The sequence below is a fragment of the Streptomyces sp. NBC_01474 genome, assembly GCF_035918215.1.
Lineage (GTDB): Bacteria > Actinomycetota > Actinomycetes > Streptomycetales > Streptomycetaceae > Streptomyces > Streptomyces aureus.
Genome location: NZ_CP109449.1, coordinates 8042178 through 8062832 on the forward strand (window position 1 = coordinate 8042178; position 20655 = coordinate 8062832).

Consider the following 20655-nt stretch of genomic DNA (forward strand, 5'->3'; position numbering starts at 1 on the left):
GACAGACATGACCGCGATACAGCTCGGACTCATCGGCCTCGGCAAGATGGGCGGCAACATGCGCGAGCGCATCCGCCGCGCGGGCCATACCGTCATCGGCTACGACCGCAACCCCGAGGTCTCCGACGTCGACTCCCTCGCCGAGCTCGTCGAGAAGCTCGAAGGCCCGCGCGTGGTCTGGGTGATGGTTCCCGCGGGCGCCGCCACCCAGTCGACGATCGACGAGCTGAAGGAGCTCCTCTCGCCCGGCGACATCGTCGTGGACGGCGGCAACTCCCGCTGGACCGACGACGAGAAGCACGCCGCCGAGCTCGCCGTCAAGGGCATCGGCTTCGTCGACTGCGGTGTCTCCGGCGGCGTCTGGGGCCTGGAGAACGGCTACGCCCTCATGGTCGGCGGCGACAAGGAGCACATCGCTCGCGTCCAGCCGATCTTCGACGCTCTCAAGCCCGAAGGCGACTTCGGCTACGTCCACGCCGGCAAGGTCGGCGCCGGGCACTTCTCCAAGATGGTTCACAACGGCATCGAGTACGCCATGATGCAGGCCTACGCCGAGGGCTGGGAGCTCCTGGAGAAGGTCGACTCCGTCACCGATGTGCGTGAGGTCTTCCGCTCCTGGCAGGAGGGCACGGTCATCCGTTCCTGGCTGCTCGACCTGGCGGTCAACGCGCTGGACGACGACGAGCACCTGAACAAGCTGCGCGGCTTCGCCGCCGACTCCGGAGAGGGCCGCTGGACCGTCGAGGCGGCCATCGACAACGCGGTGCCGCTGCCCGCGATCACCGCTTCCCTCTTCGCGCGCTTCGCCTCGCGCCAGGACGACTCGCCGCAGATGAAGATGATCGCCGCCCTGCGCAATCAGTTCGGCGGCCACGCCGTCGAGAAGAAGTAATCAGAGGGAGACGACAGCCATGGGCGACCTCCTGCTGGTCCGCCACGGCGAAACGGAGTGGAGCCTGTCCGGACAGCACACCAGCTGGACGGACAAGCCCCTCACCCAGCACGGCGAGGAACAGGCCAAGTCCCTCGCCCCGCTCCTCGCCGGACGTCCGTACGCCCTCGTCCTCACCAGCCCGCTCGGCCGCGCGGTCCGCACCGCCGACCTCGCGGGCCTGAGCGGGGCCAGGTCCGAACCGGATCTCCATGAGTGGTACTACGGCGCCTACGAAGGTGTCACCACCCCCGAGATCCACCGCACCCGCCCGGACTGGGACCTGTGGACCCAGGGCGTCCCGCAGGGTCCCGAAGGCGGGCCCGGCGAGTCCCCGGGGGCCGTGGGCGAGCGGGCCGACCGCGTCCTGGCCCGTGTGGCGCCCGCGCTCGCGGAGGGCGATGTGGTCCTCGTGGCCCACGCCCACGTCCTGCGCGTGCTCACGGCCCGCCGCCTGGGCCTCACCCCGGCGGACGGCCGGCTGTTCCAGCTGGCGACCGGGACGGTGAGCCGCCTTTCGACGGAGCACGGGCGACCGGTGATCGCGGAGTGGAACGTGCGGACGCCCGGACACGAGTGAGCCGAGTGAACGCGGGGTCTTGACAAGGGGATTGGTCCATACCAACTTGGTGGTCGCGCCTCGCGCGCCGCTGGTGTCCGGTCCAATCCCCTTGCCCCCACCGGGAGTTCATGTGTTCTCCAGACGCAAGAGACGCTCCTCAAGGCCCCGCCTTCTCGCCCTCATCGGATCCGCCGCACTCGCCGTGGCCGGCGCGGTCGCCCTCCCCACCACCGCACAGGCGGCGAACGTGCTGTCCAACGCGGGCTTCGAAAGCGGCAGCACGAGCCCGTGGACCTGCTCCGGCGGGCTCGGTTCGGTCGTGTCCAGCCCGGTCCACGGCGGCACCAAAGCCCTGTCAGGGGCGGCCAGTTCCAGCGACAACGCGAAGTGCAGCCAGACCGTCTCCGTCCAGCCGAACACCGCTTACACCCTCTCGGGCTGGGTGCGCGGCAACTACGTCTACCTCGGCGTGGACGGCGGGGCCTCGACCTGGACGCAGTCCCCGACGGCCTACAGTCAGCTCACGGTGCAGTTCACGACCGGCGCCTCCCAGACCAGCGCCACCATCTACACCCAGGGCTGGTACGCGCAAGGCACCTACTACGCCGATGACATCAGCCTCGACGGGCCCGGCGGCGGGGGCGGCGACACCCAGGCGCCCAGCGCCCCGACGGCCCTGAAGTCCACCGGCAAGACCTCGACGAGCGTCTCCCTGTCCTGGACCGGGGCGAGCGACAACGTCGGCGTCACCGGCTACGACATCTACAGCGGCGGCAGCAACAAACTCCTGACGGTCTCCGGCACGAGCGCCACCGTCAGCGGCCTCTCCCCGAGCACCGCGTACGCCTTCACGGTCAAGGCCCATGACGCGGCCGGCAACGCCTCGGCCGCCTCCAACTCGGTCTCCGTGACCACGGATCAGGGCTCCGGCGGCGGCACCGGCTTCAAGCAGGCGGCCCCGTACTTCTACACCGGCTGGGGTGACCCGCCCAGCCCGGCCACGGTGATGAACGCGACCGGCGTCAAGTGGTTCACGATGGCGTTCGTCCTCTCCTCCGGCGGCTGCAACCCCGCCTGGGACGGCCAGCGCGCCCTCACCGGCGGCCAGGACCAGACCGCGATCAACGCCATCCGCTCCGCGGGCGGCGACGTCGTCCCGTCCATCGGCGGCTGGAGCGGCAACAAGCTCGGCCCCAACTGCTCGACCCCCGAAGCCCTCGCGGGCGCCTACCAGAAGGTCATCGACGCGTACGGGCTCAAGGCCATCGACGTCGACATCGAGAACTCCGACGAGTTCGAGAACGAAGCCGTCCAGGACCGCATCCTGGGCGCCCTGAAGATCGTCAAGGCCAACAACCCGGGCCTGCGCACCATCCTCACCTTCGGCACCTCGACGACCGGACCGACGTACTACGGCAACCGCCTCATCGAGCAGTCCAAGGCCCTGAACGCGGACATCGACGTCTTCACGATCATGCCGTTCGACTTCGGCGGCGGCTCCGACATGTACGGCAGCACCGTGAACGCCGCCGAGGGCCTCAAGACCAAGCTCAAGTCGGTCTTCGGCTGGGACGACACGACGGCGTACGCGCACATCGGCATCTCCGGCATGAACGGCCTCAGCGACCAGCAGGAGACCACGACGCCGGCGATCTGGACCCAGGTCAAGGACTGGTCCAACAGCCACCACATCGCCCGCCTCGCCTTCTGGTCGGTCAACCGTGACCGGCCGTGCGCGGGCGGGGGAGTGGCGGAGAACTGCTCCGGCATCAGCCAGGACAACTGGCAGTTCACGAAGATCACCGCCGGGTTCACCGGCTGAGCACCCGCGCACCGGACAGGCCCCCGGGACTCCCGGGGGCCTTGTCGTTGCCGAACGCCCCGAGAGGCCCGGAAGATCCTCAACTTCGCTGTGGGCGCACAGGCTTACGCGGGAGACGCATCGCGCGTACAGTCCCGGGCAACCTCGTTTAGTTACGTAACTTTACTGGCGCCTCCCACCCGCGTGAGGAGCTCCATGTGAACGTGCCCCCCTCCGCGCCCGTCGTTCTCGCACTCGACTTCGGCGGCACCAAGACGGCCCTGACCGTCGCAGACCAGCACGGCACCCGGTTGCACGACCTCACCGTCGAGACCGCGGCGGAGCACGGCGCACGGGCCAGCCTCAAAAGGGCCGTGGGCGCCGCCCGAACGCTTCTCGACGGCCGCGAACCCGTCGCCGTCGGGGTGTCCACCATCGGCATCCCCGGCGCCGCAGGCGTCGCCCTCGCCCCGAACATCCCCGGCTGGGAAGAGCTCGCCCTGGGCCATGAACTCGCCCTGGAATTCCCCGGGTCGGAGCTTCGCCTGGCCACCGACGTGAAGGCCGCGGCCCGCTACGAGCACGATGCCGGGGCGTTGCAGGGCTGCGACCCGGGCCTGTACGTCAACCTCGGCACCGGGCTCGCCGTCGCCATCGTGGCCGGCGGCACGGTCGTGGCCGGACGGCACGGTGCGTCCGGCGAGATCGGTTACAACCTGCGCACGGTCGCCGACGTCGGACGGGACTCCGGCGACCGGACCCCGCTGGAGGACGTCGTCAGCGGCAAGGCCCTCAGCCGGGCCGCGGGGGCCAACCGGTCCGCCGAACTCGCCGGTCACATGGGGGAGTTCATCGATGAGCTGGCCTTCCATCTCGTCAACCTCGCCATCGCCGTAGATCCCCAGCGGATCGTCGTCGGCGGCGGCATGGTCCGCTCCTGGGCCGCTCTGCACGCACCGCTGCGCACCGCCCTGGACGCGGCCGTGCCCTACCCGCCGCAGCTCGTACCCGCGGCGCACCCGTACGACGCGCCCCTGCTCGGGGCACTCGCGCTGGCCGTCGAGGCCGCGCGCACCCGAACCTGACGCACCCGGCCCACGAAGGGACTGGCAGGACATGAGGCCCACGCGCATCCTCGCCGCAGCGGTCATCGGCGTGCTCGCCGTGACGGCGACGGCCTGTTCGGAGACCAAGCACAAAGGCGGCTCCGACAGCAACGACGCCACACAGAGCAGCGGCCCGAAGAAGAAGGGCGGCACGGTCACCATCGCCAACACGGCGGGGCAGACCTGGACCTGCAACTTCAACCCGTTCAACCCGGCCGTCTACAACACCTCCATCGGCTTCGTCTACGAACCCCTGATCTACGTCAACACCCTCAAGAACCAGGCCGAGACACCGATGCTCGCCAAGAGCTACAAGTGGAACGCCGACAAGACGCAGATCGACTTCACGATCCGCTCCGGAGTGAAGTGGAACGACGGCAAGCCGCTCACCGCCAAGGACGTCGCTTTCACCTTCAACCTCATGAAGCGCGTCAAGTCCACCGACCTGTACGCCCTGTGGACCACGGCCGGACTCCGGTCGGCGACCGCCTCCGGCGACCAGGTCACCCTGAAGTTCGAGAAGGCGGCGCAGCCCTACTTCTACGCGTTCGCCCACCAGGTCGCCATCGTGCCCGAGCACGTCTTCGGCACCGGCGCGGCCGCCGCCCACCCCGACACCTGGGTCGACAAGAAGCCCGTCGGGACCGGCCCGTTCGAGGTCAGCCCCTGCTCGCCGAACAACATCCAGTACACGGCCAACCCCGACTACTGGCAGCAGGGCAAGCCGTACATCCAGAAGGTCGAGTACCCGGCCTACCTCGACAACGGCCCCGCCAACCTCGACCTCGCCAACGGCAAGGCGCAGTGGGGCAGCCAGTTCATCCCGGGCATCAAGCAGTTCTACCTGGACAAGTCGGCCGACAACCACACGTGGTCGCCGCCGGTCCAGAACGTCAGCATCCACCCGAACCTCGACCCGTCCCACAAGATGACCAGCAACCTCAAGGTCCGCCAGGCGATCTCCCTCGCCATCGACCGGGACAAGGTCTCCAAGATCGGCGTGGGCGGCCAGGAACCGGCCGCCAACCAGTCGGGCATCGTCACCCCGACGTTCGACAAGTACTACGACAGGGCGGCCGTCGAGAAGGCCGGCTTCGACCGGCCCGACCCGGCCCGCGCGAAGAAGCTCATGTCCGGCCTCGGCTACTCCCCGTCCAAGCCGCTCAAGCTGAAGATCATCACGATCACCGGCTACACCGACTGGGACGCCTCCCTCAACGTCATCAAGCAGAACCTGAAGGCCGTCGGCATCGACCTCACCGTCCAGGACCTCGCTCAGCAGACCATGGTGGGCAAGCTCTACACCGGCGACTACGACCTGGCCTACTACAGCCAGCAGACCAGCGGCCCGACCCCGTACTACGAGCTGCGTCAGGTGCTGCACTCCGCGAACACCGCGCCGCTCGGCAAGAACGCCGCCAGCAACTGGGAGCGCTACAGGAACCCGAAGGTCGACCAGCTCCTCAACGACTACGCGTCCGCGAGCGAGACCGAGCAGGTCGCCATCGTCAAGCAGGTCGCCCAGTACATGCTCGACGACGTCCCGGTCATCCCCGTCGTGGAGGCGGTGGACTGGTTCCAGTACAACACCAAGGACATCGCCGGCTGGCCCACCGAGGACAACCCCTACGCCCAGCCCGCGGCCTACAACTTCCCCGACACGGGCCAGGTGCTCACCCACCTGTACTCCAAGTCGGCCCAGTAGGCGGTGACCTGTGCGCTTCATACTGCGCCGCCTGGGGTTCTTTCTCCTCACGCTCTGGGCGGCCCTCACCCTGAACTTCTTCATCCCGCGCTTCATGCCGGGCGACCCGGTCGACGCGCTCGTCGTGCGCACCCGCGGCCGGGTCTCCCGCGACGCGCTCGAACAGATGCTGACGTCGTTCGGCTTCAAGCCCGACCAGAACGTGGCGGTCCAGTACGTCGACTACCTGGGCCACATGTTCACCGGGAACTGGGGCCGCTCCATCGGCCAGACGCTGGGCGAGCCGGTCACCAAGCTGATCGGCGGCGCCCTGCCCTGGACCCTGGGCCTCGTCGGCATCACCACGGTCCTCGCGTTCGTGCTGGGCACGCTCATCGGCACGGTCTCGGGCTGGCGGCGCGGAGGCGCCCTCGACGCGATCCTCCCGCCGATCTTCGTGATCACCTCGGCGCTGCCGTACTTCTGGGTGGGCCTGCTGCTGATCCTGGTCTTCTCGCAGGGCACCGGCGGCTGGCTCCCCGCCAACTTCAACTACGACACCACGATCGTGCCCGGCTTCTCCCCGGGCTTCGTGGGCAGCGTCCTGTCCCACGCGGTCCTGCCCGCGGCGACGCTGCTCATCACGACGATCGGCGGCTGGATCCTCACCATGCGCAACAACATGATCACCACGCTGGCCGAGGACTACGTCCGGATGGCCCGCGCCAAGGGCCTCGGCTCCCGCCGCATCATGTACGGCTACGCGGCCCGCAACGCGATCCTGCCCAACCTCGCCGGCTTCGCCATGTCCCTCGGCTTCGTCATCTCGGGCGCGATCCTCATCGAGTACGTCTTCAACTACCCCGGCATCGGCTACCTCCTCTACAACGCCGTCCAGAACGTCGACTACCCGCTGATGCAGGCCCTGTTCATGCTGTTCACGGTCGCGGTCCTGGTGGCGCTGCTCGCGGTGGACATCGCGACCGTGTGGCTGGATCCGCGAGCCAGGGCGAAGGGGTGAGTGCCCGATGACCACCACCGCCATCACCGCACCGCCCCCGGAGAAGGCCCCCGCCCGCAGCCGGGCGGGCGGCGGCCTCTGGCGGGCCGTCCGGGGCAACCGGAAAGCCATGGCGGGCGCTGTGATCCTGCTCGTGTTCACCGTCGTCGCCGCGTTCCCGGGCCTGTTCACCTCCGTCGACCACCCCGACGAGGCGAACTTCGCCCCCCGCCTCGCCCCGTCCACCGCCCACCTCCTCGGCACCACGGCGCTCGGCCAGGACATCTACTCCCAACTCATCTACGGAACACGGGAGTCGCTCGTCATCGCCGTCGTCGCCGGCGCCCTCGCCACCGTTCTGTCCGTGATCGTCGGAGTCTCCGCCGCGTACCTCGGCGGCCTTGCCGACGACCTGCTGTCCCTGTTGACGAACGTCGTCCTCGTCATCCCGGCGTTCCCCCTGGTGATCATCCTCGCCAAGTACGCCGGCAAGGGCTCGCTCACCGTCATCCTCGCCGTCCTCGTCCTCACCGGCTGGTCCTACGGCGCCAACCAACTGCGTGCCCAGGCCCTGTCGCTGCGCAACCGGGACTTCCTGGAATCGGCCCGGGTGCGCGGCGAGCGGCGCTCGTACATCATCGTCTGCGAGGTCCTGCCGACGATGACGTCCCTCATCGTCGCCAACTTCCTCGGCGCCGCGCTCTATTCGGTGCTCAGCGCGGCCGGCCTGCAGTTCCTCGGCCTCGGCGACCCGAACTCGCAGAGCTGGGGCACGATGCTCTACTGGGCCCAGAACCAGCAGGCCCTGCAGACCGGTACCCCGCTGTGGTCCATCGCCCCCGGCCTGTGCGTCGCCCTGCTCGGCGTCGCGTTCGCCCTCGTCAACTACGCCTTCGACGAGATCGGCAACCCGGCCCTGCGTCCCGTACGAAGGAGGCGCAAAGGTGCCTGAACCCCTGCTGAGCGTCACCGACCTGACCGTTGTCCACGACACCGCACGCGGCCCGGTCACGGCTGTCGACCACGTCGAACTCACCGTGGAAAAGGGGCAGTTCACCGCTGTCGTCGGCGAATCCGGCTGCGGCAAGTCCACCCTGATGTTCGCCGTCGCGCAGCTGCTCAACCCGCCCGCCCGCATCGCCGGTGGCACCGTCCGCTTCCGCGGCGAGAACCTCGTCACCCTCGGCGAACGCGAACTCAACGCCCTGCGCTGGCGCGACTTCTCCGTCGTCCTGCAGTCCGCCATGAACGCCCTGAACCCGGTGGCCACCCTCGCCGCCCAGTACAAGGACGCCATGGCCGCCCACGGGACTTACACGAACGAGGAGATCCGCGCCCGCTCCGGCGAGGTCCTCGACCTCGTCGGCATCGACCCGGTCCATCTGCACAGCTACCCGCATCAGCTCTCCGGCGGCATGCGTCAACGCGCCATGATCGCCATGGCGCTGCTGCTCACCCCGGACCTGGTCATCATGGACGAGCCGACCTCCGCGCTCGACGTCGTCGCCCAGCGCTCCCTCATGGTCCAGATCAAGGAACTCCAGCAGCTCCTCGGCTTCGCCGTCGTGTTCGTCACCCACGACATGTCCCTGGTGAGCCACTTCTCCGACCAGCTCCTCGTCATGTACGCGGGCCAGGTCGTCGAACAGGGCCCCACCCGCACCGTCTTCGACCACCCCTCCCACCCCTACAGCCGCGGCCTCCTCGAAGCGTTTCCCTCGATCCGCGGCCCCCGCGTCCCGCTGCACGGCATCCCCGGCAGCCCGCCCGACCTCGCCGCGCCCCCGGCCGGCTGCCGCTTCACCCCGCGTTGCCCCCTCGTCCACGAGCGGTGCCACGTCAGCGAGCCCGCCCTGTACGAAGTGGGCGCGGCCCGCTCCCGCTGCCTGCTGCACCTCACGGAGGCCGCCTCATGAGCCCTCTGCTCGAAACGATCGGCCTCACCCGCCACTTCAAGGTCGGCACCGGGCTCACCCGCAGCGTCCTGCACGCCGTCGACGACGTCGACCTCGCCATCGGCGAACGAGAGATCGTCGCCCTCGTCGGCGAGAGCGGCAGCGGCAAGTCCACGCTCGCCCGCCTCGTCGCCCAGGTCCACAAGCCCACCCGCGGCGAAATCCGTTACCAGGGACAGGCGCTGACCGCCCAGCGAGGCCGCAGGGCCAAGCTCGCCTACCGCGGCGACGTCCCCATGGTCTTCCAGGACCCCTTCGCCTCCCTCAACCCCGCCTACCGCGTCTCCCACGGCATCCTGCGCGGCCTCAAGCTGCACCGCCCCGAACTGAGCGGCGCCGAGCGCCAGGCGGAGGCCGAGCGGGTCGTCGAGGCGGTCGGCCTCACCCCCGCCGCCGAGGTCCTGTCCCGCTTCCCGTACGAACTCTCCGGCGGCCAGCGCCAGCGCATCGGCTTCGCCCAGGCCCTCGCCCACCGCCCCAAACTGATCCTCGCCGACGAACCCGTCTCCATGCTCGATGTCTCCATCCGCATCGGCCTGCTCAACGTCATGGCCGACCTGCGCGAGACCGAGGGCGTCTCCATCCTCTACATCACCCACGACATCGCCGGCGCCCGCTATCTCTCCGACCGGATCGCCGTCATGTACGGCGGTCACGTCGTCGAGACCGGCCCCACCGAGGACGTCCTGGCCCACCCCCGCCACCCCTACACCGAGCTGCTCCTGTCCGCCGTCCCCGATCCGCGCGCCCCGCTCGACGTCGACGCGGCCGCCGCCAAGACCGACCCGCCCGTCGTCATCGACCCCACCCCCAGCTGCCGCTTCCGCGCCCGCTGCCCGCTCGCCGTCGACCGGTGCCACCACGTCACCCCGCGCCTGCAACCCGTCGCCGAGGGCCACACGGCGGCCTGCCACGTCACCGCCCCGCCCGAGGGCGCCCAGTGACCACACCCCCCTGGAACCGCCTGCGCCTGCGCAGCAACAACGAATGGCTGCTCCTCGAACGCCTACGCCTCGAAGGCCCCGCCTCCCGCGCCCAACTCGCCCGCGACAGCGGCCTGTCCAAGCCCACCGTCTCCTCCGCCCTCGCCGCCCTGGAACGCGCGGGCCTGGTCCGCGAGGCCGGCACCCACGCCCAGAGCAGGGGGCGCGTCGCCGTCCTCTACGAACCCGACCCGCGTGCCGGACACGTCCTCGGCATCGACATCGGCCGTGCCCGGCTGCGCACGGCGGTGGCCGACCTCACGGGCGCGATCGTCTCCCGCACGGAGGTACGCAACCGCGGCCGCAGCGCGGGAGCCGTCGCCGACGCGGCCGTCATCTGTGCCGAACAGGCCCTCGCGGACGCCGGGTTGAGCCAGACGGACATCGTGCACACCGCCGTCGCCACCCCCGGCGTCCTCGACCGCCACACCGGCCGGGTCCGCTACGCCGTCAACCTGCCCGGCTGGGGGCGCCCCGGCCTCATCGAGCGCATGCGCGACAGGCTCGGCACCCCGCTCTCCGTCCACAACGACGCCAACCTCGCCGCGCTCGGCGAGTACACCTTCGGCGCGGGCGCGGACAGTCATCTGTTCGTGTACGTCCTGATCGGCACCGGCCTCGGCATGGGCGTCGTCGCCGACGGCGAACTCTTCCTCGGCGCGCACGGCGCCGCGGGTGAGATCGGCTTCCTGCCGCTGGACGGCGTACCGGCGTCGGGAGCGGCCCCCCGGCGCGGCATGCTGGAGGACGCGGTCTCCGCCGACGCCGTCGTCCGGGCCGCCCGCGTCCTGGGGATGACCGGGCCGCTCACTGCCAAGCGTGTCTTCGACGCCGCCCGCACCGGCGACCGTGCCGCTCTCGCCGCCGTACGGCAGGAGGGCGAGCGCCTCGCCCTCGTCGTCGCCTCCGTGACCGCCGTCCTCGACCCCGATCTGGTGGTCCTCGGCGGCGGCGTCGGCCGGGGCGCGGACCTCCTGCTCGCCACGGTCGGCGAGACCCTGCACCGCCTCACCCCGCTGCGTCCCCGCGTCGAGCCCAGCAGGACGGGAGCCGACGCGGTCCTGTTCGGAGCGATCACCACGGCCCTGCGCGCCGCCCGCCCGCTGCTCTTCGAGCGTCTGACGGGGAGGGGGTCGGAGAGGGGTCCGACAGAGGTGCCGGAAATGCAAAAAACCCCAGATTGACTGGGGTTCCTGCTGGTGTCCGAGGGGGGACTTGAACCCCCACGCCCGATAAAGGGCACTAGCACCTCAAGCTAGCGCGTCTGCCATTCCGCCACCCGGACAAGGTGTCTGTCTTCGCGGGGTTTTCCCCGCGGCGACAGAGAGAACATTACCAGGCCCGAAGGGGTGCCCGATCCCGCCACCTCTTCGCTGTGAACGGCGGATGACGACCCCCGCCCGCCCTTGGGCCGGGACCTCCGGAGAGAGAGGATGAGGGGGACCACCAGCAACGACAGTGGGAGGAACAGGCGTGAGCGAGTCGAGCACGGGCAGGACGGTCTCGGGCGAGGACGAGGTCGTCGACCTCTGTCGTGAGCTGATCCAGATCGACACCAGCAACTACGGCGACCACTCCGGCCCCGGCGAGCGCAAGGCCGCCGAGTACGTGGCGGAGAAGCTCGCCGAGGTCGGCCTCGAGCCCAAGATCTTCGAGTCGCACCCGGGCCGGGCCTCCACGGTCGCCCGCATCCAGGGCGAGGACCCCTCGCGTCCCGCGCTCCTGATCCACGGCCACACCGACGTCGTACCGGCCAACGCGGCGGACTGGACCCACCACCCGTTCTCCGGCGAGATCGCCGACGGGTGCGTCTGGGGCCGCGGCGCCGTCGACATGAAGGACATGGACGCGATGACCCTCGCGGTCGTCCGCGACCGGCTGCGCAGCGGCCGCAAGCCCCCGCGCGACATCGTCCTGGCCTTCCTCGCCGACGAGGAGGCGGGCGGCACGTACGGCGCGCGGCACCTCGTGGACAAGCACCCGGATCTCTTCGAGGGGTGCACGGAGGCGATCAGCGAGGTCGGCGGGTTCTCCTTCACCGTCAACGAGAAGCTGCGGCTCTACCTCGTGGAGACGGCCCAGAAGGGCATGCACTGGATGAAGCTGACCGTGGACGGCACCGCCGGTCACGGTTCGATGATCCACAAGGACAACGCGATCACCGAGTTGTCCGAGGCCGTCGGGCGCCTGGGGCGGCACAAGTTCCCGGTGCGGGTCACCAAGACTCTGCGGCACTTCCTCGACGAGCTCGGCGACGCGCTCGGCACCGAGCTCGACCCGGAGAACATGGACGAGACGCTCGCCAAGCTCGGCGGCATCGCCAAGTTGATCGGTGCCTCGCTGCAGAACACCGCCAACCCGACGCAGCTCGGCGCCGGATACAAGGTGAACGTGATCCCCGGGCAGGCCACCGCGCACGTCGACGGCCGCTATCTACCGGGCTACGAGGAGGAGTTCCTCGCCGACCTGGACCGCATCCTCGGCCCGAACGTGAAGCGCGAGGACGTGCACGCCGACAAGGCACTGGAGACCACCTTCGACGGCGCGCTCGTCGACGCCATGCAGACGGCGCTCCAGGCCGAGGACCCGATCGCCCGCGCGGTGCCGTACATGCTGTCCGCCGGCACCGACGCCAAGTCCTTCGACGACCTCGGCATCCGCGGGTTCGGCTTCGCCCCCCTGAAGCTGCCGCCGGAGCTGGACTTCGCGGGCATGTTCCACGGCGTCGACGAGCGGGTTCCGGTCGACGGGCTCAAGTTCGGTGTGCGTGTGCTCGACCGGTTCATCGACGCGTCCTGACCTGGCGGGACCGCGCCGCCGGTATTCGACTGCGCGTACGCACGGGACTGGAAAGAGTGAAAGGAAACATAGGCTCGTAGCCTCATCAGTCCCTCCTCGTTACAGGGAGTGCAGTCCGCGGCTGGGGCTGCATTGCCAACAAGGAGGAATAATGATCAAGAAGGTCGTCGCTGCTGCGGCTGCCACTGGTGGTCTTGTGCTCGCTGGTGCGGGCATCGCCGCTGCCGACGCCGGTGCCCAGGGTGCCGCCGTGAGGTCTCCCGGTGTGATCTCGGGCAACGTCATCGAGGTTCCGGTCCACATCCCGGTGAACGCCTGTGGCAACACGGTGTCCGTGATCGGGCTGCTGAACCCCACCTTCGGCAACGCTTGCGTCAACAAGTGACGCTGTTGTGCATCGCCCCTTGAGGGCCTGAGTCCGTCGGCCCCGGAGTGCGCGCCATGCGCTCCGGGGCCGATTGGCCATTCCGCGCACGCGTATGGATGCCCGTGCGCATTCCGCAAGGCATAAGGCAGGTTAAAGCTATGCGACAGGTCACGCGCAAAGGCCTGATCACCGTGGCGGCCGCGACCGGCGTACTCGCCGTGTCCGGTGGCTACGCACACGCAGACTCCGGTGCCGAGGGGGGCTCGTCGGGATCGCCCGGTGTCCTCTCCGGCAACACGATCCAGCTCCCCGTGGACATCCCGGTCAACGCGTGCGGCAACACAGTGAACGTCGTCGGGTTGCTCAACCCCACGTCGGGCAACGACTGTGCCAACACGTCGAAGCCGGGAGGCGGCCACTCCGGCGGGAGCCACCACCACGGCGGGAGCCACCACCACGGCGGCTCCACGGCCGAGGGGGGCACGAGCGATTCGCCCGGTGTCGGCTCCGGCAACCATGTACAGGTCCCGGTCCACGTGCCGGTCAATGCCTGCGGCAACAGCGTCTCGGTCATCGGGCTTCTCAACCCCGCGGGCGGCGACGACTGCGCGAACTCGCCGGGAGGCCACGGGTCGACGACCCCGCCGACCAAGCCGCCGACCGAGCCGCCGACCAAGCCGCCGACGAAGAACGTGCCGGGCACGCCCCACCACCCCGTCACGCCGTCGAAGCCGAGCCACCCCGTCACCCCGAACCACCCGGGGACGCAGACCGTCACCCAGCCCAAGGGTTCGGAGCAGCTCGCCGAGACCGGCAGCTCGATGCCGCTGGGTACCGTCCTGCCGGCCGGTGCGGGCGCGCTGCTCGCGGGCGCGCTCCTCTACCGGCGGGCGCGGGCAGGCGTGTGACCGCCGCGTGACGCGGCGTGACTGAGAAGGTGCGGAACGGAGCGGGCCCAGTAGCGAGGGGGCCCGCTCCGTTCACTCACCACGTGGCGCGCAGCTGGCGGATGATCCGCCGGCGCAACCGCACTCTGCGGCTGCCGTCGCGCAGCAGGCTCAGGCGGTCCAACTCCCAGTGTCCGTACTCGGCATGGTCGGTCAGCAGGCGTGTGGCGTCCTTGCGGGAGACCCCGCGAGGGACGTACACGTCGACAAATTCGTATTCCGGCATCGCATCTATTGTGCGGGCACGGGCCGTGTACGGATAGCGTCTGCTCTATGTCTGATGCTGCGCAGCCCACCGCTGCCGAGGTACGCGCCGCCGCCGAGGCGGTCAAGGCTGCGCTCGACCGCCACTTGGCGGCTGTCGAGCGCAGGTCGGGTGAGGACGATCCGGCCGTCTATGAAGCGTTCAACGAACTGGCCGCGGCGGCCGAGGAGTACGACGAACTCCTCTACGACCGCTACGACGAGGTCACCCCCTTCGAGATTCCCGGTACGGAGGACTCGCTGCCCCCGTACACCGGCCCCGAGGAACCGAACGCCCTGAGCGTGCTCATCCGCCGCGACTACGCCGTGGTCGAGCCGCAGCGACTGCTCGCACAGGCCCAGCGGGTCGCCGACGTGGAGGCCGACTCGGACCTCGGCGACGGCGCCGCGGCGGCGGTCGGGACCATCGGGAGCAGCGTGCACGCTGCACTCGGTGTCCTCTTCGGAGAGTACGAACCCGACGAAATCGCTTCCCGGCACAAGGAGTTCGGCCTGGAGGAGGGCGACTCCACGCTGTGGGTGACGGCCTCGGACGAACCGGCGGAGCCGGGGGAGTGGCTGGACGCACCGTTCGACCAGGCCGATCCGCAGCGGGTCGTCTGCCGCTTCGACGTCAGCTCCGTCTTCGACGACGAGCTGGACGGCGACCTCGCGGACGACGGGCCCGACGCGGTCGCGGGCGCCACGGAGGACGAGCTGGAACCGACCTGACACGGCCGGTGACGGCGTGCGCGAGTGAGTGAGGGGCGGGCGGACTTCGGTCCGCCCGCCCCTCCCGCTTGCGGCTGTGCGCCTACTGCGTCGGCGGGACCTGCGCGCGCAGCAGGGTCTGCAGACGCGTCGTACGCGGCTTGGCCGGGACCTCGGCCACGGCGCGCGGCAGGGCCGTGTCCGCGCCGTGCACCACCGAGAGGTGCCGCTCACCGCGGCCGAACGCCGTGTACACCCACGGACGACTCAGCGCCTGCGTCGCGTCGCCCGGCAGCACGACCACCGCCGCGGGCCACCGCAGCCCCACCGCCTGGTGCGCGGTCAGCGTCCATCCGTGCCGCACGGTCCGCTCCACCGCGTCCTGCGGTACGACGACCGGGGTCCCGGCGCAGTCCAGGTGCAGGCCGTCCGCGTCGGCCCGCACCACCCGGCCGGGTACCGTCCGGCCAGGGGCCGGTACATAGGCGATCCGGTCGCCCGGGTCGAAGCCGCCGAAGCGGCCGGGGCCGGGGTTGAGGCGCTCCTTGAGGGCCGCGTTCAGCGCGCGTGTCCCGGCGGCGCCCCCGTGGCCGGGGGTGATGACCTGGGTCTGCTCGGAGGGCACGCCGATCGCGCGCGGCACCGAGTCGGCGACCAGCTGTACGGCCCGGTGGATCGCCTCGGCGGCGTCGCGCACCGGCACGATCACCACTTCCTTGCCGGGGGCCGCCACCTCGTTCAGCTCGCCCGCGCCGATGCCGGAGACCAGCTCGCCGACCGGGCCGGGGTCCGGGGTGCGGGAGGCGATCTGGGGGCACACGCGGGCCGCGAGGAGATCCGCGAAGACCCGGCCGGGGCCCGCGGACCACAGGACGGACGGGTCGCCGCTGAGGACGAGCCGCGCGCCGTCCGGGAGCGACTCGGCGAGCATCGCGGCCGTCTCCACGTCGAGCTGCGGCGCGTCCAGGACCACCAGCAGGTCCACCGCGAGCGCGCCGTCCCGGTCCCGGCCAGGGCCCTCGGTGCCGGACAGCAGGCCGGACACGGTGACCGCGGTGCCCTCCGGGGCGCCGGGGCCGAAGTGCTCGGCGAGGCGGCGCCGCCCGTCGACGCTGTGCGCCGCGGCGCACACGCGCAGGCCGAGGCGGGCCGCGGCCTGGACGAGTGCGGCGGGCTCGGCGCGCGCCGCCTCGGCGCCCGTGTGCAGGACGAGGCCGTGTCCGGCGGCCGCCCTGATCAGCTCGGCGGTGGAACCGGCGGCCGCCGCGGCGGCCGGCTCCCAGTCCGCGAGGGCCTGCGAACTGTCCTCCTTGGAAAGGGAGTTGACCAGCCGGGCAAGCCCGTCGGCGAGGCTCTCCTCGGCCAGCGCGTACCGCTCGAGGCCGACGAGAACCCGGACCGGCCGCTCGGCTTCGTCACCGTCCTGCGAGCCGTCCTGGGCTGCGGTCTCCTGGGTGCTCTCCGGGGCGCGGGCGGGCCCGCCGGGCGGCTCCTCCAGCGCGTCCTGGAAGACGAGCGCGTCGCCCTCCGCGATGGCACTCTGCACCGCCTCGCCCGGGTCGGGCACGGCGCGCTTGCCCAGTGCCTCCGCGAGCAGCGGCGCGTCCAGGGCGGTGTGCCCCGCGACCGCGGCCTGTTCCAGCAGCCATACGGTCAGGGCGCGGCCCCTGCGCTCGTCGTCGGGGCCGCACTCTGCGCCGAGCAGCGCGCGGGCGAAGCCGTCCGCCTGTTCGGGGCGCACGCCCGGGATGCGCAGAAGCTGCCACGGGTCGTCCCGGAGCGCGCTGTCCGCGCCCTCGCCGAGCGTCGCGGCGGCGGGTGCGGCGAGCGAGGCGGGGGCGCCGCCCTCGGCCAGGAGGGCCCGCACGGCGTCGACGGCCTCCGCGGCCGGTTCGGCAGGCCCCGCGGGCGCGGCGGCCGGCGCACGGCGGACGGGCTCGGCGACGACCTTGCGGGGAGCCGGTGCCGGCTCGTTGAACACGGCGGCGGGCCGCTCACCGCTCTCGACGGCCCTGACCGCGGCCAGGAGATCGGCGGCCGTACCGCTCAGCTTCCCCCCGGCGGCGATGGGTCCTTCCTTGGCCGCCTTCCGCTGGGCGATCCGCTCCTGCAACTCCCGCTGCGCGGCGATCTCGGCAGCGGCCTCGGACACGCCTTCGCCCTCGGCGGTGGGCTCCGCGGCGGGGGCACCGGCATCGGCGTCGGCTCCGTCGTCCGTGTCAGCCGGATCAGGGGCGCCGGCCCCTTCCTCGGCGGCGGTTTCCTCGGGGCCGGTGGCCTCCGCGCCTTGCCCGGCGCGGGGCGCGTCGGTGTCGGCCGGGCCCGGGTGGCCCTCCGCGGCAGCGGGCTCCGTACTCACAGCGTGCTCCAGTCCTGATCGGGATAGCGGTGCACGGGCGCCGACACGTCGTCGAGCGCCTGGCAGATCTCGTCAGGAAGACTAAGGGCCTCCACTGACAATGCCGCCGTGAGCTGCTGCGAGTTGCGCGCGCCGATGATGGGGGCGGCCACCCCGGGCCGGTCGCGGATCCAGGCGAGGGCGACCTGGAGCGGCGTCACCGCGAGGCCGTCCGCCGCCGTGGTGACCGCGTCGACGATGCGGGTCGCGGCGTCGTCGAGGTAGGGCGCGACGAAGGGCGCCATGTGGTCGGACGCGCCCCGCGAGTCGACGGGCGTGGCTTTGCGGTACTTGCCGGTGAGGACCCCGCGGCCGAGCGGCGACGACGGGAGCAGACCGATGCCGAGGTCGAGCGCCGCGGGCAGGACCTCCCGTTCGACCCCGCGCTGGAGCAGGGAGTACTCCATCTGCGTACTGGCGAGCCGGGTGCGTATCCCCGGTGCGGCCAGCTGCCACGTGCCGGCCTTGGCCAGCTGCCAGCCGCAGAAGTTGGAGACGCCCGCGTACCGGGCGCGGCCGCTGGTCACCGCGATGTCGAGGGCCTGGAGCGTCTCGTCGAGCGGGGTGGCCGGGTCGAAGGCGTGGACCTGCCACAGGTCGACGTAGTCCGTGCCGAGGCGGGCGAGGGACGCGTCGAGGGCGGAGAGGAGATGGGCGCGCGAGCCGTCGAAGCGGCGGTCCGGGTCGGGCACGCTGCCGGCCTTGGTCGCGATGACGAGATCGCGCCGCGGCACGAGGCCCTCGACGAGCTGCCCGAGGAGATACTCGGCCTCCCCGCCCCCGTAGACATCGGCCGTGTCGACGAGTGTGCCGCCCGCTTCCCAGAAGGTCTTCAACAGGTCCGCGGCGTCGTGCTCGTCGGTGTCGCGGCCCCATGTGAGGGTGCCGAGCCCGATCCGGGACACGCGCAGGCCGGTGCGGCCGAGATGCCTCTGCTCCATGGGCGCTGAGATTACTGGCCGGAAGTCGGTTATTGGGGGCCTGTGGACAACCGGCCTCTGCCGACCCCCGAACCGGCGCGCTAGGGTGCCCGGACAAAGGACGTTACTGATCAGTAAGGGGATCGGCCATGGAGCTCGGCATCAACCTCGGTTACTGGGGCGCCGGAATGGACGCGGACAACCTGGCCGTCGCGCGGGAGGCCGACAAGCTCGGCTACGCCGTCTGCTGGGCCGCGGAGGCCTACGGCTCGGACGCGCCCACGGTGCTCTCCTACGTCGCCGCGCAGACCGAGCGCATCGACATCGGCTCCGCCATCATGCAGATCCCCGCCCGCCAGCCCGCGATGACCGCGATGACGGCCGCGACCCTCGACTCCCTGTCCGGCGGCCGCTTCCGCCTCGGCCTCGGCGTCTCCGGCCCGCAGGTCTCCGAGGGCTGGTACGGCGTGAAGTTCGACAAGCCCCTCGCCCGCACCCGCGAATACGTCGACATCGTGCGCCGCGCGATGAGCCGCGAGCGGCTGTCGTACGAGGGCGAGCACTGGACGCTGCCGCTGCCGGGCGGCCCGGGCAAGCCGCTCAAGATGACCGTGCACCCGCAGCGCGAGCACATCCCGCTCTACATCGCGGCGATCGGCCCGAAGAACCTGGAGCAGACCGGCGAGATCGCCGACGGCGCCCTGCTGATCTTCCCGGCCGCCGAGCACCTGGAGGAGACCGCCCTGACGCACCTGCGGGCGGGGCGCGAGAAGGCCGGCAAGACCCTGGAGGGCTTCGACGTCGTCCCGACGCTGCCCCTCGCGCTCGGCGCCGACAAGGACGTGCCCGCGCTCGCCGACATGTTCCGCCCGTACACCGCCCTGTACGTCGGCGGCATGGGCAGCCGGAAGCAGAACTTCTACAACCAGCTCGCCCAGCGCATGGGCTACGAGAAGGAAGCCGCCGAGATCCAGGACAAGTACCTGGGCGGCGACAAGGAGGGTGCGGGGGCCGCGGTGCCGCATCAGCTGATCGACTCGACGACGCTGCTCGGTTCCGTGGACCGGATCGCCGAGCGGATGCAGGCGTATGCGGCTGCCGGGGTGACGACCCTGACGCTGGCCCCCGCCGGCTTCACGCTCGACGAGCGGATCGCGGCCCTGCGGGCCGGCACGGAGGCCCTGGAGCGGGCCGGACTGGCGTAACGCGGGGAGAGGGAAAGTTCTGCGGCCGTGGTGGGGGCTCGGGGGTCTTCCCCGCCACGGCCGTCACGGGTAACAACGTCTCATCGGGCACCTGGTTACGCCCCGGGACCCTCTCTAGGGGTCCTTCCTTCGGCCGAGTGGCCCCACACAGCTGTTGCCCGGTCCGGCATGCCGTATTTGACTCGTTTTCGGCGGAACCCCGCACGGGACGCGAGGCGCGCACGGAGGTGCCAGAGATGCTGTCGGCCAAGAGCCTGTTCCAGGAGATCCTCGACGACGACGAGTCTTTCCGGCTCTTCTGCTCCATCGCGGCGAGCGGGGAGTCGCAGGGAGGCTGGGAGAACTGCCGTATCGCCGCGCTGGTCCCCCTCAGTGAGCGGGACCTCGCGCCCAAGGTGGCGCGGCACGGCGCCGACGAGGACAAGCACGGGCGGATCTTCAACGCGCTGATGAGGAAGCGCGGCCTGCAACCCGTGGACGTACCGCCGGAGACCGATTACACGATGCTCCTGGAGAAGCACGGCATCGGCCTCGCGCACCAGCAGCTCAAGGCCGACGAGCCGCTCACCGTGCGGGACGTCGTCACGTATCTCGCCCACAGCCGGGTCACCGAGCAGCGGGCCTCCGAGCAGATGGACCTGCTGCGCAAGTACTTCGCGGACGACCCCGACATCGGCCGCGCGGTGAAGATGATCTCGGCCGACGAGGACAACCACCTCGCGTACTGCCACGAGGAGCTGCTGCGCTTCGCGTACGCGGGCCACGGCCGCGACATCCAGCGCATCCTGCGCGAGTGCGCCCTGGAGGAGATCCGCGTCTACCGCGACGTCAGCCTCGCCGTCATGGAGCACATGGGGCACATCCTGCGCTGGCCGAGGCCCAAGGCGGCCCTGCTCGCGGCCGCCATCCACGCCGTGTACGCGTACGAACGACTGGTCGGCTGGCGGCGCATGGTGTCCCTGGAGATGCCGGAGCGGCGCAACGCGCTGGGCGGGCCCGCGACGAGCGCGGTCGAGTTCGCCTAGGCGCCCGCCGGAGGTGCG

At 71.0% G+C, this 20655-nt stretch carries 19 protein-coding genes and 1 tRNA gene; 16 read left to right on the forward strand and 4 right to left on the reverse strand.

Features of this window, described 5'->3' with window-relative positions; genetic code table 11:
* Positions 1–16 precede the first annotated feature (16 nt).
* From gnd to OG758_RS36710, 10 genes are all read left to right on the forward strand, one after another.
* Complete coding sequence (gene gnd, locus OG758_RS36665) at positions 17–892, forward strand: phosphogluconate dehydrogenase (NAD(+)-dependent, decarboxylating) (protein ID WP_326716161.1); 876 nt, start codon at positions 17–19, stop codon at positions 890–892.
* Positions 893–911: 19 nt separating this feature from the next.
* Positions 912–1511, forward strand: a complete 600-nt coding sequence (locus OG758_RS36670) for a histidine phosphatase family protein (RefSeq protein WP_326713828.1) — start codon at positions 912–914, stop codon at positions 1509–1511.
* A gap of 112 nt (positions 1512–1623) precedes the next feature.
* Positions 1624–3315 (forward strand): carbohydrate binding domain-containing protein, encoded by a 1692-nt coding sequence (locus OG758_RS36675; RefSeq protein WP_326713829.1) that lies wholly within the window; start codon positions 1624–1626, stop codon positions 3313–3315.
* Between the two features lie 197 nt (positions 3316–3512).
* Complete coding sequence (locus tag OG758_RS36680) at positions 3513–4379, forward strand: ROK family protein (RefSeq protein ID WP_326713830.1); 867 nt, start codon at positions 3513–3515, stop codon at positions 4377–4379.
* A 31-nt stretch (positions 4380–4410) separates the two neighbouring features.
* The gene (locus tag OG758_RS36685) at positions 4411–6105 is read left to right on the forward strand and encodes an ABC transporter substrate-binding protein (protein ID WP_326713831.1); all 1695 of its coding nucleotides are present in this window, start codon (positions 4411–4413) and stop codon (positions 6103–6105) included.
* A 10-nt stretch (positions 6106–6115) separates the two neighbouring features.
* Positions 6116–7105, forward strand: coding sequence for an ABC transporter permease (locus OG758_RS36690; protein WP_116503022.1), 990 nt, complete (start codon positions 6116–6118; stop codon positions 7103–7105).
* A 7-nt stretch (positions 7106–7112) separates the two neighbouring features.
* Complete coding sequence (locus OG758_RS36695; RefSeq protein WP_326713832.1) at positions 7113–8036, forward strand: ABC transporter permease; 924 nt, start codon at positions 7113–7115, stop codon at positions 8034–8036.
* A complete protein-coding gene (locus OG758_RS36700) occupies positions 8029–9000 on the forward strand; it encodes an ABC transporter ATP-binding protein (RefSeq protein WP_326713833.1) in 972 nt (323 codons plus the stop codon). Before OG758_RS36695 ends, OG758_RS36700 begins: the two co-directional genes overlap by 8 nt.
* Entirely contained in the window at positions 8997–9983 is a 987-nt protein-coding gene (locus OG758_RS36705) for an ABC transporter ATP-binding protein (protein WP_326713834.1), read from the forward strand. The genes OG758_RS36700 and OG758_RS36705 overlap by 4 nt, the downstream gene beginning before the upstream one ends.
* On the forward strand, positions 9980–11206 hold the full coding sequence (locus OG758_RS36710; protein WP_326713835.1) for an ROK family transcriptional regulator: 1227 nt from the start codon (positions 9980–9982) through the stop codon (positions 11204–11206). Before OG758_RS36705 ends, OG758_RS36710 begins: the two co-directional genes overlap by 4 nt.
* 13 nt (positions 11207–11219) lie before the next feature.
* Here OG758_RS36710 and OG758_RS36715 read toward each other — a convergent pair.
* Positions 11220–11307 (reverse strand) — tRNA-Leu (locus tag OG758_RS36715).
* A 188-nt stretch (positions 11308–11495) separates the two neighbouring features.
* On the opposite strand from OG758_RS36715, the gene OG758_RS36720 reads away from it, so the two are divergent.
* From OG758_RS36720 to OG758_RS36730, 3 genes are all read left to right on the forward strand, one after another.
* Positions 11496–12821 carry a M20/M25/M40 family metallo-hydrolase gene (locus OG758_RS36720; RefSeq protein ID WP_165914451.1) on the forward strand — a complete coding sequence of 442 codons (1326 nt, stop codon included), beginning with the start codon at positions 11496–11498 and terminating at the stop codon, positions 12819–12821.
* 151 nt (positions 12822–12972) lie between these two features.
* Positions 12973–13206: a chaplin gene (locus OG758_RS36725; RefSeq protein WP_326713836.1), complete on the forward strand. Its 234-nt coding sequence runs from the start codon at positions 12973–12975 to the stop codon at positions 13204–13206.
* Between the two features lie 140 nt (positions 13207–13346).
* Positions 13347–14096: a chaplin gene (locus OG758_RS36730; protein WP_326713837.1), complete on the forward strand. Its 750-nt coding sequence runs from the start codon at positions 13347–13349 to the stop codon at positions 14094–14096.
* 76 nt (positions 14097–14172) lie between these two features.
* Here the strand turns inward: OG758_RS36730 and OG758_RS36735 are convergent, their stop codons facing one another.
* The gene (locus OG758_RS36735; protein WP_067429589.1) at positions 14173–14361 is read right to left on the reverse strand and encodes a DUF5703 family protein; all 189 of its coding nucleotides are present in this window, start codon (positions 14359–14361) and stop codon (positions 14173–14175) included.
* A gap of 47 nt (positions 14362–14408) precedes the next feature.
* Here OG758_RS36735 and OG758_RS36740 point away from each other — a divergent pair, with 47 nt between their 5' ends.
* Positions 14409–15110, forward strand: coding sequence for a hypothetical protein (locus OG758_RS36740; RefSeq protein ID WP_326713838.1), 702 nt, complete (start codon positions 14409–14411; stop codon positions 15108–15110).
* Positions 15111–15192: 82 nt separating this feature from the next.
* Here OG758_RS36740 and OG758_RS36745 read toward each other — a convergent pair whose 3' ends face one another.
* The gene (locus tag OG758_RS36745) at positions 15193–17448 is read right to left on the reverse strand and encodes a helix-hairpin-helix domain-containing protein (protein ID WP_326713839.1); all 2256 of its coding nucleotides are present in this window, start codon (positions 17446–17448) and stop codon (positions 15193–15195) included.
* A complete protein-coding gene (locus OG758_RS36750) occupies positions 17445–18428 on the reverse strand; it encodes an aldo/keto reductase (protein WP_326713840.1) in 984 nt (327 codons plus the stop codon). The genes OG758_RS36745 and OG758_RS36750 overlap by 4 nt, the downstream gene beginning before the upstream one ends.
* 128 nt (positions 18429–18556) lie before the next feature.
* On the opposite strand from OG758_RS36750, the gene OG758_RS36755 reads away from it, so the two are divergent.
* Together OG758_RS36755 and OG758_RS36760 are read left to right on the forward strand one after the other, a co-directional pair.
* Positions 18557–19612, forward strand: coding sequence for an LLM class F420-dependent oxidoreductase (locus tag OG758_RS36755; RefSeq protein ID WP_266566177.1), 1056 nt, complete (start codon positions 18557–18559; stop codon positions 19610–19612).
* Positions 19613–19848: 236 nt separating this feature from the next.
* Positions 19849–20637 carry a ferritin-like domain-containing protein gene (locus OG758_RS36760; protein ID WP_326713841.1) on the forward strand — a complete coding sequence of 263 codons (789 nt, stop codon included), beginning with the start codon at positions 19849–19851 and terminating at the stop codon, positions 20635–20637.
* Positions 20638–20655 lie beyond the last annotated feature (18 nt).